A 13,458-nucleotide genomic window follows, 5' to 3' on the forward strand; every position below is an offset into this window, starting at 1 on the left:
GCCCCCCCCAACCACGGAACCCCCCCCCCCCCGCGGGGGGGGGCCACCCGTGACCGTACGGGTGCCGCCCCTCCGCCGTTTCCTCGGCGACGTTCCACGTCAGCCCAGCAGCCCCGAGAGCACCGCCGCCGCCGCCAGCAGTTCCTCGGCCACCGCCCCGCCCGCCGCCGCGCGCGCCGGCGCCTCGCAGGCGGCGGCCGGCTGCTCCGGTTCGGCCGTCCGCCGGGCCGCCTGGTCGTCGAAGAGCACCGGACGAGATCGCCGCCGTCCGGTACAGCGAGGAGGAGGCCCGCGCGGCCGTCGAGGAGGCGGAGAACCACAACCGCTACGTCACCGTGCACGGAACGCGAAGGGCGGGCGCCCGGGACGACCCCGAACGCCCGCCCGATTCACGGCGGTTGCCTACCCGGCGACCTGCCTACTTGCCGTCGCGCTTGGCGAGGAAGGCCTCGACCTCGGCCCGGATCTCCGGGGTGTCCAGCCCGCGCACGGTCATGGTGGTGCGGCGGCGCAGCACGTCGTCCGAGGTGTACGCCCACTCGTTCTCGGCGGCGTACGCGACCTGGGCCCACACGTCCGGCCCGTCCTCGTGGATCGGCCGGCCGAGCTCCGGGTTCTCGTCGATCATGCGGGCGATGTCGAAGGACAGCGTGCCGTAGTGGCTGGCGAGGTGCTTGGCGACCAGCGGCTCCATGCGGGAGCCGGGCTCGCGGTCGATCAGCAGGCGGTGCGCCACCGCGTTCGGTGCGCCGACGCCCGGCAGCGGGACGGTCGGGGCGATCGGGGACATGTCCTCGCCGAGGCTGGTGCCGGGCACGTGGGCCAGCTTCTCCAGCACGGCGCGGCCGATGTGGCGGTAGGTGGTCCACTTGCCGCCGGAGACCGACAGCATGCCGCCGCGGCCCTCGGTGACGACGGTCTCGCGCTTGGCGGCGGCGGTGTCGCCGGGGCCGCCCGGCAGGACGCGCAGGCCGGCGAAGGAGTAGGTGATCAGGTCGCGGTCGAGGTGCTCGTCGCGGATCGCGTGCCCGGCCTCGCCCATGATCTGGTCGATGTCCGCCTCGGTGGCCCGGACGTCCTTCGGGTCGCCGGTGTACTCCTCGTCGGTGGTGCCGAGGAGGACGTGGTCCTCCCACGGGATGGCGAAGGAGACGCGGTACTTGTCGATCGGGATGGTCAGCGCGGCGCGCCACGGCGAGCGGCGCTTGACGACGACGTGGGCGCCCTTGGAGAGGCGGATCGACGGCGCGGCGCCGGCGTCCTCCATGGTGCGCAGGTGGTCGACCCACGGGCCGGTGGCGTTGAGCACCAGGCGGGCGTTGATGCCGAACTCGGCGCCGTCCAGGCGGTCGCGGAGCTCGGCACCGGTGACCCGGCCGCCGGTGAAGCGCAGCCCGGTGACCTCGGCGTGGTTGAGCACCACGGCGCCGGCGTCGACGGCGGCACGCACGGTCATCACGGCGACGCGCGAGTCGTTCATCTGGTGGTCGCCGTAGACGGCCACCGAGCGCAGGCCCTCGGTGCGCAGCGCGGGCACCTGCTGGGCGGCGTGCGCGGCGGTGGAGACCCGGCCCATGCCGTCGCGGAAGGCGGACAGCGCCGAGTAGAGGAACACGCCGGCGCCGAGCTTGGCGGCGCCGTGCGGGCCGCCCTTGTAGACCGGCACGAAGAAGGTCAGCGGGTTGACCAGGTGCGGGGCCACGTCGGTGGAGAGCGCGCGGCGCTCCTTGTGGTTCTCCGCGACCAGCTTGACCGCGCCGGTCTGCAGGTAGCGCAGGCCGCCGTGGACGAGCTTGGAGGAGGCGCTGGAGGTGGCACCGGCGAAGTCGCCGGCGTCGACCATGGCGACCTTCAGGCCGGCCTGGGACGCGGTCCAGGCGACGGCCGTGCCGAGGATGCCGCCCCCGATCACCAGCAGGTCGTAGGTGGCCTTGCCGAGCAGTTCACGGGTCTCGGCGCGGGAGGCGGTGCGGCCGGCGGTGCGCTCGGCGCCCAGGGTCGGGATGGTTGCCATGGTGGTTGTGTACGGCGCGCGGGTCGGGCGGCGCCGTTACTCCTCTCGTGTGCGGTGCGGCCTCTCGGGAGAGGCCGGTCGGCCCGGTGCGGCGGGCCGGTGTGAACGCAGGTCCGCCCGTTGCCGGAACAGCGGGCGGCCGGTCGGGGCACGGGGCCCCGACCGGCTGGTCGGTCAGTCGGTCTCTTCTTCCTCGACCCAGTCCATGGTGCGCTCCACGGCCTTGAGCCACTTCTTGTACTCGCGCTCCCGGGTGGCCTCGTCCATGCGCGGGGTCCACTCGGCCGCGCGGTGCCAGTTGGCGCGCAGGGTGTCGAGGTCGTTCCAGAAGCCGACGGCGAGTCCGGCCGCGTAGGCGGCGCCGAGGGCGGTGGTCTCGGCCACGTAGGGGCGTTCGACCGGGGCGTCCAGGACGTCGGCGATGTTCTGCATGAGCAGGTTGTTGCTGGTCATGCCGCCGTCGACCTTGAGGGCGGTGAGCTCGACCCCGGAGTCCTTCTGCATGGCGTCGACGACCTCGCGGGTCTGCCAGGCGGTGGCCTCCAGGACGGCCCGGGCCAGGTGGCCCTTGGTGACGTACCGGGTCAGACCGGCGATCACACCGCGGGCGTCGGAGCGCCAGTACGGGGCGAACAGGCCGGAGAAGGCCGGGACGAAGTAGGCGCCGCCGTTGTCCTCGACGGTGTTGGCGAGGGTCTCGATCTCGGCAGCGGTCGAGATGATGCCGAGCTGGTCGCGCAGCCACTGGACGAGCGAGCCGGTGACGGCGATCGAGCCTTCCAGCGCGTACACCGGGGCCTGGTCGCCGATCCGGTAGCCGACGGTGGTCAGCAGGCCGTGGTACGAGTTGACGATCTTCTCGCCGGTGTTGAGCAGCAGGAAGGTGCCGGTGCCGTAGGTGGACTTGGCCTCGCCCTCGTTGAAGCAGGTCTGGCCGAACAGCGCGGCCTGCTGGTCGCCGAGCGCGGAGGCGACCGGGACGCCGGCCAGGTCGCCGACGGCCTCGCCGTACACCTCGGCGGAGGAGCGGATCTCCGGCAGGACGGCCATCGGCACGCCCATCGACTCGGCGATGCTCTCGTCCCAGGCGAGCGACTTGAGGTTCATCAGCATGGTGCGGCTGGCGTTGGTCACGTCGGTGACGTGCTTGCCGCCGTTCACACCGCCGGTGAGGTTCCAGATCACCCAGGTGTCCATGGTGCCGAACAGGATGTCGCCGGCCTCGGCGCGCTCGCGCAGGCCCTCGACGTTGTCCAGCAGCCAGCGGATCTTCGGGCCGGCGAAGTAGCTGGCCAGGGGGAGGCCGGTCTCGCGGCGGAAGCGGTCCTGGCCGACGTTGCGGCCGAGCTCGCGGCAGAGCCCCTCGGTGCGGGTGTCCTGCCACACCAGCGCGTTGTGCACCGGCTCGCCGGTGTGCTTGTCCCACAGGACGGTGGTCTCGCGCTGGTTGGTGATGCCGATCGCGCGGATGTCGTCCTTGGTCAGGCCGGCCTTCTCCAGCGCACCGCGGACGACCGACTGCACCCGGGTCCAGATCTCGGCGGCGTCGTGCTCGACGTAGCCCGGCTGGGGGAAGATCTGCCGGTGCTCCTGCTGGTCGACGGAGACGATCCGGCCGTCGGCGCCGAAGATGATGCAGCGGCTGGAGGTGGTGCCCTGGTCGATCGCGGCGATGTAGTTACCGGTGGAGGTCATGGGAGGGTCCTCGGCTCGGGTTCGGGGGTTGCGGGGTGGGTGGGTCTGACGCGCTTCTCGGTCAGTCCCCGTGCTCGGCGGGTTCGACACCGCCCGGTGAAGGGGTCCTCTAGAAGATGGCGTTGTAGACGCCGCCGGCCGCGAGGCCGCCGAGGATCGGGCCGACGACCGGGATCCAGGCGTACGACCAGTCGGAGCCGCCCTTGTTGGGGATCGGCAGCAGGGCGTGCGCGATGCGCGGACCGAGGTCACGGGCCGGGTTGATCGCGTAGCCGGTCGGGCCGCCCAGCGAGAGGCCGATGCCGACGACGGTGAAGGCCACCATCAGGGTGCCGGTGCCGGACTGGGAGAGGCCGGAGTTGGTGCCGATGGTGAGGATCGCGAAGCAGAGCACGAAGGTGCCGATGACCTCGGTGAGCACGTTCTGGAACGGGTTCCGGATCTCGGGCCCGGTCGAGAAGATCCCGAGCGTGGGCTCCTCGTTGGCGTTGAACTGGCCGAGGTAGGTGGCCCAGACCAGCACGGCGCCGATGATCGCGCCGAGCAGCTGGGAGCCGAGGTACAGCGGCACCTGGCTCCACTCGCCGCTCTTGACCGCGAGCGCGATGGTGACCGCGGGGTTGAGGTGGGCGCCGGACTTCGGAGCCGACATGTAGGCGGCGATGAGGACCGCGAATCCCCAGCCGAAGGTGATCGCCAGCCAGCCGGCGTTGACGGCCTTCGACTTCTTGAGGGTCACGGCGGCGCAGACGCCACCGCCGAGGAGTATCAGCGCGGCGGTGCCGAGGGTTTCGCCGACGAAAACGTCGCCGTTGGAGAACGCGGACACAAAGACTCCCTTGTCCAGGTGGCCCGGAGATGCGGGTGGGGGTGGGCGGCCGATCGATCGCTGTGCGGGTGAGCGCACTGTGGGAGTGATCTCTCCGGCCATCGTTCGACAATGTCGACCGTCATGCGGAAGCTTCCTCCCCAGGTCGCCCTCGCGTCAAGGCAGGGTTACGGAGCTGTGACCCTCGCCTCGACAGGTCCTCCGAAGTTACCGAGCGGAGTGCCCCGGAACAGGACAAAACGCCAAGGCGCGGACAGGCCTCCGCCCGTCCGCGCCTCAGCGTGACGAAATTCCGCTACCGCCTCAGAACCGGCCGGCGCCCAGATCGCGCGAGATCGCCCGCGCCGCGCTGCGCACCGAGGCCACCAGCGAGGGCTTCACGAAGCCGTCCTCGCACACCCGCTCCACCGGCCCGCTGATGCAGACCGCGCCCACCGGGTTGCGCCGCCGGTCCTGGATCAGCGCGCCGATCGAGGCCACGCCCTCCCAGGTCTCCTCGATCGAGTCCGCCCAGCCGCGTTCGCGGATCAGCGCGCACTCGGCGTCCACGTCGACCGCCTCGGTCAGGGTGCGCACGGTGTACGACTCGTACGGGCCGTCGGCCAGCTCGCCGCGCGCGACCGGGTCGTAGGCCACCAGGACCTTGCCCAGCGCGGTGCTGTGCAGCGGCTGCATCGAACCGACCTCCAGCACCTGCCGGGTGTCGTCCGGCCGGAACACGTGGTGCACGATCAGCACGCCCTGCTGGTGCAGCACCCCCAGGTAGACCGTCTCCCCGGCCGCCCGGGCCAGGTCGTCCGCCCACACCAGGGCCCGCGCCCGCAGCTCGTGCACGTCCAGGTAGCTCTGGCCGAGCCGCAGCAGCTCGGCGCCGAGCTGGTACTTGCCGCTCTCCGGGTCCTGCTCGACGAACCCCTCCTGCTGCAGCGTGCGCAGGATGCCGTGCGCGGTGCCCTTGGCGAGGTCCAGCGCCGTCGCGACCTCGGACAGGCCCAGGCGGCGCTCGCCGCCGGCCAGCAGTCGCATGATCGCGGCGGCCCGGGAAAGCGACTGGATCGGGCCGGGCATGGATACCTCCGCGCGGAAAGGCGGTCGACAATGTCGACCGCAGTGGTGACGGGACGAGTCTGCCAGGCCGCACTGACTCCGTGCACCTTCCCCCCGGGTAACCCGCCCCCGGCCGGTGCTCGCCGGTGCCGGTGCAGGTGCCGGTGCCGGACCCTCAGACCTCCGTGCCGTCCGACGCCCCCCGGCGCACCGCGACCTCCGCCGCGAGCGCGGCGATCCCGTCCGGCCCGACCCGGCAGCAGCCGCCCACCAGCCGGGCCCCGGCCGCGAGCCAGCCGCCCACCCGGGCCGAGCGGAACGTCGGCTCGCCGCGCCAGTCCCGGCCCGCGGCGTCCCACCGCTCCCCGCTGTTCGGGTAGACCACCACCGGCTTCCCGGTCACCTCGGCGGCCACCGCCACCGCCCGGTCCGCGTCCTGCGGCGTACAGCAGTTGACGCCCACCGCCAGCACCTCGGGCACCTCCGCCGCCAGCGCGAACGCCTCCGCCAGCGGCTGCCCGGCCCGGGTCCGGTCGCCCTCGACGCTGTACGACAGCCAGGCCGGCACCCCCAGCTCGCCCACCAGCTCCAGCAGCGCCCGCGCCTCGTCCGTGTCCGGCACCGTCTCCAGCGCCAGCACGTCCGGCCGGGCCGCCGCCAGCACCTCCAGCCGGGGGCGGTGGAAGGCCACCAGCTCCCCGACGCCCAGCCCGTACCGGCCCCGGTACTCCGAACCGTCCGCCAGCACCGCCCCGTACGGGCCCACCGACGCCGCCACCCAGCGCCGCCGCCCGCCCGGCCCGGTCCGCGCCGCCTCCCTGGCCAGCTCCACGCTGCTCGCCAGCAGCCGCGCCGCCTGGGCCCGGCCGACGCCCCGGCGGGCGAAGCCCTCGAAGCTCGCCTGGTAGCTCGCCGTTATGGCGACATCGGCCCCGGCCTCGAAGTACGCCCGGTGCGCCGCCGCCACCGCCTCCGGTTCGTCCGCCAGCAGCCGCGCCGACCACAGCTCGTCCGACAGGTCGTGGCCGGCCGTCGCCAACTGGTTCGACATCCCGCCGTCCAGCACCAGCGGACCGGCGGCCAGCGCCGCGGCGAAGTCCGGCGGGGGAGTGGTGGGCATGTCGGCCTCCTGTGACGCGGTCGTTGCTGGTCACAGCCTAGAAGGCGGGCGCCCCGGCCGACCGGGAAAACCATTTGCCGCCGGGGAACGCAATCGCTACGTTGTGCTCAGCCCGAGAACGACAGCTCCGGGCGACAACGACAGCAACGACAGCACCGGACAACACCAGAGAGCGCACCGAGCACGGCGAGCGCGGAGAGGAGCCGGCCATGGCAGCGGACGACCGGCCCGTCGCCGGCCCCGAAGCCGAGCAGGAGTGGCTCGCCGCGTACGACCCGCGCGCCTACGCCCCGATCGCCGTCACGGTCGACGTGGTCGCGCTGACCTTGCGCCACGGCAGCCTGCACGTCCTGCTCGTCGAGCGCGGCGCCCCGCCCTACCAGGGCTGCTGGGCACTGCCCGGCGGCTTCCTGCGGGCCGGCGAGGAGAGCCTGGACGAGGCCGCCGCCCGCGAACTCGCCGAGGAGACGGGCCTTGAGGGCGTCGCCCACACCGAGGCCAAGCCCTGCCGCCTCCACCTGGAGCAGCTCGGCACCTACGGATCCCCCGAGCGGGACCCGCGGATGCACGTCGTCTCCGTCGCCTACCTCGCCTTCGCACCGGACCTGCCCGACCCCCAGGCCGGGACGGACGCCGCGGCCGCCGCCTGGCACCCCGTCCGCGACCTGGACCTCCGGCCCTGCGGCCGGCCCAGAACAGCCGGTGCGCCCGCCGACACCCACGGGGGTGGCGTCGACGGGCGTACCGGCCCCGGCCCGCTCGCGCTGGCCTTCGACCACGCGCGCATCCTCGCCGACGGGCTCGACCGGGTGCGCGCCAAGCTCGAGTACAGCCCGCTGGCCACCGCCTTCCTGGCCGAGGACTTCACCATCCCCGACCTGCGCGCCGTCTACGAGGCGGTCTGGGACGAGAAGCTCCACCCCGGCAACTTCCACCGCAAGGTCCTCTCCGTCCCCGGCTTCGTCGAGAGCACCGGCGCCACGACCCAGCGCGGCGGCGCCCGCGGCGGCCCCCGCGCCCGCACCTACCGCGCCGGCAGCGCCGTCCTGCTGCACCCGGCCCTGCTCCGCCCCACCCGCGAAGGCCCGCCCGACGAAGGCCGGCCCGGCGAGGGCCCGCCCGGCTGACCACCGCCGGCCCCGGGCCCGGCCGGCCCACCGGGCTACCATCCGGCCATGACCACCGACGAAGCACTCCAGACCGCCCACCGGCCGTTCTCCCACTGCCACTTCTGCGGTACGCCCTACCCGCCCGGCACCCTGGCCTGGCCCCGCACCTGCCCCGGCTGCGCCGAGATCAGCTACCGCAACCCGCTGCCCGTCGCGGTCACCGTCCTCCCCGTCACCCGCCCCGACGCCGACCCCGCGCTGGTCGTCATCCGCCGCACCATCGAACCCGGCTACGGCGAACTCGCCTTCCCCGGCGGCTACATGGACTACGGCGAGAGCTGGCAGCAGGCCTGCGTCCGCGAACTGCACGAGGAGACCGGCATCGCGGCCGACCCCGCCGAGGTCACCCTGATCCACACCGCCTCCGACCCGCACGGCCGCTTCGTCATGCTCTGCGGCCTGCTCCCGGCCCGTCCGCTCGCCGAGCTCCCGCCCTCGCGCCCCACCGACGAGACCGACGGCTGGCTGCTCGCCACCGCCGACACCCCGCTCGTCTGGGACTTCCACAACGGCGTCCTGCACCGCTGGTTCGGCGGAGAGTTCACCCCCCGCTGACCGCCCCGCCGCTCACCGGCCGACCCTGGCGCGGCGGCCGCTCACATGGCATGGTCTGCACCGACAGCCCAACCGGACGGGCCTGCCACAAGCACTCCCGTCCCCACCACCGGCCGGGAGACCACCACCGTGAGCACCCCACCCCAGGACCAGCCGCTCTGGCGCCCCAACCCCGCTCGCGCCGCCGCCACCACCCTGGTGGCCTTCCAGGCCTGGGCCGCCGAACACCACGGCGCCCCGGCCGCCCCGCTCGCCCCGGCCGCCGACGACCGGCAGGCCGCCCGGCGCTACGCCGACCTGCACGCCTGGTCCACCGAGGACCTCGACCGGTTCTGGACAGCCGTCACCCAGTGGTTCGACGTCCGGTTCAGCCAGGCCCCCGAGGCCGTCCTCGCCGACCCGGCCATGCCCGGCGCCCGCTGGTTCCCCGGTGCCCGCCTCAACTACGCCGAGCACGCCCTGCGCGCCGCGGACGACCCCGCGAACGCCGAGCGCCCCGCGATCCTCCACCTCGACGAGACCCTTGAGCAGCCCGTCGTCCTCACCTGGGCCGAACTGCGCCGCCAGGTCGGCTCGCTGGCCGCCGCCCTGCGCGCCCGGGGCGTCGGCCCCGGTGACCGCGTCAGCGCCTACCTGCCGAACATCCCGCAGGCCGCCGTCGCCCTCCTCGCCACCGCCGCGGTCGGCGCCGTCTGGACCAGCTGCGCCCCCGACTTCGGCGCCCGCAGCGTCCTCGACCGCCTCCAGCAGATCGAACCCGCCGTCCTCTTCGCCGTCGACGGCTACCACTACGGGGGCAAGGACCACGACCGCACCGAGGTCGTCGCCGAGCTGCGCCGCGAACTCCCCAGCCTGCACACCGTCGTGCACGTGCCGCTGCTCGACGGCCCCGCCCCCGAGGGCGCCCTGACCTGGGACGACCTGGTCGCGGCGGACGTCGAGCCGGTCTTCGAGCCGGTCGCCTTCGACCACCCGCTCTGGGTCCTCTACTCCTCCGGCACCACCGGCCTGCCCAAGGCCATCGTCCAGAGCCAGGGCGGCATCCTGCTCGAACACCTCAAGCAGGCCGGCCTCCACCTCGACCTCGGCCCCCGGGACCGCTTCCTCTGGTACACGTCCACCGGCTGGATGATGTGGAACTTCCTGCTGGCCGGCCTCCTCGTCGGGGCCACGATCGTCACCTACGACGGCAGCCCCGGCCACCCCGACACCGGCGCCCTCTGGTCCGTCGCCGCCCGCACCGGCGCCACCGTCCTCGGCACCTCCGCCGCGTACGTGATCGCGAGCCGCAAGGCCGAGCTGCACCCCGGCCGCGACCTCGACCTCTCCGCCGTGCGCTGCATCGGCACCACCGGCTCCCCGCTGCCGCCCGACGGCTTCCGCTGGATCTACGACGAGGTCAAGGCGGACGTCTGGCTCGCCTCCGTCAGCGGCGGTACCGACGTCTGCTCCTGCTTCGTCGGCGGTGTCCCCACCCTGCCCGTGCACCTCGGCGAGATCCAGGCCCCCTGCCTCGGCGCCGCCGTCGAGTCCTGGGACGTCCAGGGCAAGCCGCTCACCGACGCGGTCGGCGAACTCGTCGTCACCAAGCCCCTCCCGTCCATGCCCACCGGCTTCTGGAACGACCCCGAGGGCACCCGCTACCACGACAGCTACTTCGACACCTACCCCGGCGTCTGGCGCCACGGCGACTGGATCACCGTCACCTCCCGGGGCACCGTCGTCATCCACGGCCGCTCCGACTCCACCCTCAACCGCCAGGGCGTCCGGATGGGCTCCTCGGACATCTACGAGGTGGTCGAGCGCCTCCCCGAGATCGCCGAATCCCTGGTCATCGGCCTGGAGGAGCCCGACGGCGGTTACTGGATGCCGCTGTTCGTCGTCCTCGCTCCCGGCGCCGAACTGGACGAGGCGCTGATCGGCAGCATCCGCACCAGGCTGCGCACCGAGCTCTCCCCGCGCCACGTCCCCGACGAGGTCATCGCCGTCCGCGGCCTGCCGCACACCCTCACCGGTAAGCGCATCGAGGTCCCGGTCAAGCGCATCCTCTCCGGCACCCCGCTGGAACAGGCCGTCAACCCCGGCTCGGTCGACGACATCGAGCACCTCCGCTTCTTCGAGCGGCTCCGCGTCGACCGCCAGGCCTGACCGCCCCGCCGCACCGCAGCACCGCCGCGCCGGTCCGACCGGGCCCGGTCGGACCGACCGACGCCGAAGGGGCGCCCCCACCGCGTGATGGTGGGAGCGCCCCTTCCGGTGTTCCGTCCGCCCCTACTCGCCCGACAGCACCTGCTGCGCTGCGGCCCGCGCCTCCTCGGCGCTGTCCGTCGCCCGGGCCGCCTCGGCCGCCCGGCGGCACTGCGCCAGCGTGTACTTGGCCAGGGTGGACCGCACGTACGGGAGCGACGCGGAGCCCATCGAGAGGCTGGTGACGCCCAGACCGGTCAGCACCACGGCCAGCAGCGGGTCGGCGGCGGCCTCGCCGCAGACGCCGCAGCTCTTGCCGCTCACCCGGGCGGCGTCGGCCGCGGCGGCGATCAGGTCCAGCAGCGCCGGCTGCCACGGGTCCTGCAGCCGCGCCAGCGCACCGACCTGACGGTCGGCGGCGAAGGCGTACTGCGCGAGGTCGTTGGTCCCCAGCGAGAGGAACTCGACCTCCTGGAGGATCGACCTGGCCCGCAGCGCGGCCGAGGGGATCTCCACCATCGCGCCGAACTTGGCGTCCAGCCCGGCCTCGCGGCAGGCGGTGGCGAAGTCCTTGGCGTCCTTGCGGTCGGCCACCATCGGGGCCATCACCTCGAGGTGCACCGGCAGGCCCTCGGCCGCCGTGGCCAGCGCCCGCAGCTGGGTGCGCAGCACCTCGGGGTGCTCCAGCAGGGTGCGCAGACCGCGCACACCGAGCGCCGGGTTCGGCTCGTCGGCCGGGGTCAGGAAGTCAAGCGGCTTGTCAGCGCCCGCGTCGAGCACCCGGACGACGACCCGGCCCTCCGGGAAGGCCTCCAGCACCTTGCGGTAGGCCTCGACCTGCTTCTCCTCGGTGGGAGCCTTCGCCGAGTCGTCCAGGAACAGGAACTCGGTGCGGAACAAGCCGACGCCTTCGGCGCCGTTCTCCAGCGCCGCCGGCACGTCCGCCGGACCGCCGACGTTGGCCAGCAGCGGGACACGGTGACCGTCCGAGGTCTGCCCCGGACCGGAGGAGGCGGCCAGCGCGGCCTTGCGCGCGGCGGCAGCCGCCCGCAGTTCGTCCTGCTTCTCCTGCGACGGCTCCAGCAGCACGTCGCCGGAGCTGCCGTCCACCGCGACGACGGTGCCCTCGGCGACGTCGCTCGCGCCGGGCAGCGCCACGACGGCCGGCACGCCCATCGCCCGCGCCAGGATGGCGCTGTGGCTGGTCGGCCCGCCCTCCTCGGTCACGAAGCCGAGCACCAGCGTCGGGTCGAGCAGCGCGGTGTCGGCCGGCGCCAGGTCCCGTGCGAACAGCACGTACGGCTCGTCGCTGTCCGGCACACCCGGCATCGGCACGCCCAGCAGCCGCGCCACGATGCGGTTGCGCACGTCGTCCAGGTCGGCGACCCGACCGGCCAGGTACTCCCCGGCGGAGGCGAGCAGCGCACGGTAGGCCGCGAAGGCGTCGTACACACCGCGCTCGGCACTGCTGCCGACGGCGATCCGGCGGGACACGTCGGCCATCAGCTCCGGGTCCTGCGCCATCAGCGCCTGGGCCTCCAGGACGGCCTGGGCCTCACCGCCCGCCAGGTTGCCGCGAGCGATCAGATCGGCGGCGACCGCCTCGACGGCGGCCTGGGCACGCGCCTGCTCACGCGGGGCGTCCTCGGTCGGGATCTGGGTGGCCGGGGGCTCCAGAACCGCCGTCCCCATGTGCCGCACCTGGCCGATCGCGACTCCGTGGCTGACACCCACGCCGCGCAGTGTCTTCTCCATGTACCTGTCTCCGCTGAGAGGAGCGGCCCCGCCGGGAACCGCTGAGTGCCGGGCCGCCCCGTCACTTCCTGCGGGGCGGGTGTGGGTCGGTGGGTGAGGTCAGTTCCAGCTGAACAGCGCCTCGCCGGAGACGGCCTCGCCGTCCTCCCGCAGGTCGCCGAGCGAGTCCGGAGCGGCCTCCAGCGCGACGATCGGCGAGATCGGGGACTTGCCGGCGGCCTCGACGGCGGCCGGGTCCCACTTGATGACGGCCTGACCGCGGGTCACCGTGTCACCCTTGTTGACGAGCAGCTCGAAGCCCTCGCCGTTGAGCTGAACCGTGTCGATCCCGAGGTGCGTCAGCACACCGTGGCCCTCCGCGTCGACGACGACGAAGGCGTGCGGGTGCATCGAGACGACGACGCCGTCCACCGGAGCAACCGCCTCGGTGGGCCGACGGACCGGGTCGATCGCGGTGCCGGGGCCGACCATCGCGCCGGAGAACACCGGGTCCGGCACGCCGGCGAGCCCGACGACCTTGCCGGTCAGCGGCGACGTCACAGTGGTCATGGTTGTGCCTCCCATGTGCGCAATACAGCGAGCGGCCGCGAGGCGCGGCGCGACGATCAGCTGAAGCCTAAATCATGTCAACTTCGGACATCTGTCGACATTCCCGGGCGAATCCCCCGCCCTCGCCCGCCTACCGGCCGGCGTCTCACCGGCCCCTACTAGTGGTCTAGTCCTGTCGGCCGATGCGCCGAACTCTACAGGCATCTTGGCGAATCGGGACCATTGCTGTATATGCTCGCGAGAGCAACAAATCATGCCGCCACCCGGGTGACACCGGGTGCGCCTCGATTCGCGTCGGGGTCGGCGACCGGCTATGGTTGGTCGAGTCGCCGCAACTTGGCGGTTAACACCAGATTTCGGAAGCAAAAACCTCCGGTAAACGGAGCGGAAAGCATCTGATAGGCTGGGAACACGAAAGAACGAAGCCCGGAGGGTCCGCTGGGAGGCGGTCCGAAGGAAGCGTCCGTTCCTTGAGAACTCAACAGCGTGCCAAAAGTCAACGCCAGATATGTTGACATCCCCGGCCTCGATCGTCTGA

11 protein-coding genes are annotated in these 13,458 nt (G+C 73.2%); 3 read left to right on the top strand and 8 right to left on the bottom strand.

All coding sequences use genetic code 11. The features are described from left to right. Positions 1-99 precede the first annotated feature (99 nt). The 6 genes from ACFQ6N_RS39065 to mmuM all read right to left on the bottom strand — a co-directional run bounded on the left by ACFQ6N_RS39065 (position 100) and on the right by mmuM (position 6,705). The gene (locus tag ACFQ6N_RS39065) at positions 100-249 is read right to left on the bottom strand and encodes a hypothetical protein (protein WP_380658902.1); all 150 of its coding nucleotides are present in this window, start codon (positions 247-249) and stop codon (positions 100-102) included. Between the two features lie 169 nt (positions 250-418). Continuing rightward, on the bottom strand, positions 419-2,014 hold the full coding sequence (locus ACFQ6N_RS39070) for an FAD-dependent oxidoreductase (protein WP_380658903.1): 1,596 nt from the start codon (positions 2,012-2,014) through the stop codon (positions 419-421). Between the two features lie 174 nt (positions 2,015-2,188). Further along, the gene (glpK, locus tag ACFQ6N_RS39075) at positions 2,189-3,709 is read right to left on the bottom strand and encodes a glycerol kinase GlpK (RefSeq protein WP_380658904.1); all 1,521 of its coding nucleotides are present in this window, start codon (positions 3,707-3,709) and stop codon (positions 2,189-2,191) included. A 109-nt stretch (positions 3,710-3,818) separates the two neighbouring features. Then, a complete protein-coding gene (locus ACFQ6N_RS39080) occupies positions 3,819-4,538 on the bottom strand; it encodes an MIP/aquaporin family protein (RefSeq protein WP_380658905.1) in 720 nt (239 codons plus the stop codon). A 303-nt stretch (positions 4,539-4,841) separates the two neighbouring features. Continuing rightward, positions 4,842-5,606 carry an IclR family transcriptional regulator gene (locus ACFQ6N_RS39085; RefSeq protein ID WP_380658906.1) on the bottom strand — a complete coding sequence of 255 codons (765 nt, stop codon included), beginning with the start codon at positions 5,604-5,606 and terminating at the stop codon, positions 4,842-4,844. Between the two features lie 154 nt (positions 5,607-5,760). Continuing rightward, positions 5,761-6,705 (bottom strand): homocysteine S-methyltransferase, encoded by a 945-nt coding sequence (gene mmuM, locus ACFQ6N_RS39090; protein ID WP_380658907.1) that lies wholly within the window; start codon positions 6,703-6,705, stop codon positions 5,761-5,763. Between the two features lie 209 nt (positions 6,706-6,914). Here mmuM and ACFQ6N_RS39095 point away from each other — a divergent pair, with 209 nt between their 5' ends. The 3 genes from ACFQ6N_RS39095 to ACFQ6N_RS39105 are packed head-to-tail and all read left to right on the top strand — an operon-like array spanning position 6,915 to position 10,577. Beyond that, on the top strand, positions 6,915-7,832 hold the full coding sequence (locus ACFQ6N_RS39095; protein ID WP_380658908.1) for an NUDIX domain-containing protein: 918 nt from the start codon (positions 6,915-6,917) through the stop codon (positions 7,830-7,832). Positions 7,833-7,880: 48 nt separating this feature from the next. Next, positions 7,881-8,429: an NUDIX domain-containing protein gene (locus tag ACFQ6N_RS39100; protein WP_380658909.1), complete on the top strand. Its 549-nt coding sequence runs from the start codon at positions 7,881-7,883 to the stop codon at positions 8,427-8,429. 45 nt (positions 8,430-8,474) lie between these two features. Beyond that, the gene (locus ACFQ6N_RS39105; RefSeq protein ID WP_380658910.1) at positions 8,475-10,577 is read left to right on the top strand and encodes an acetoacetate--CoA ligase; all 2,103 of its coding nucleotides are present in this window, start codon (positions 8,475-8,477) and stop codon (positions 10,575-10,577) included. Positions 10,578-10,700: 123 nt separating this feature from the next. Here ACFQ6N_RS39105 and ptsP read toward each other — a convergent pair whose 3' ends face one another. Together ptsP and ACFQ6N_RS39115 are read right to left on the bottom strand one after the other, a co-directional pair. Further along, positions 10,701-12,371, bottom strand: a complete 1,671-nt coding sequence (ptsP, locus tag ACFQ6N_RS39110; protein WP_380658911.1) for a phosphoenolpyruvate--protein phosphotransferase — start codon at positions 12,369-12,371, stop codon at positions 10,701-10,703. 99 nt (positions 12,372-12,470) lie between these two features. After that, positions 12,471-12,920, bottom strand: a complete 450-nt coding sequence (locus ACFQ6N_RS39115; RefSeq protein WP_380658912.1) for a PTS glucose transporter subunit IIA — start codon at positions 12,918-12,920, stop codon at positions 12,471-12,473. Positions 12,921-13,458: the final 538 nt, after the last annotated feature.

The sequence above is a fragment of the Kitasatospora sp. NPDC056446 genome (assembly GCF_042796115.1).
Taxonomy (GTDB): domain Bacteria; phylum Actinomycetota; class Actinomycetes; order Streptomycetales; family Streptomycetaceae; genus Kitasatospora.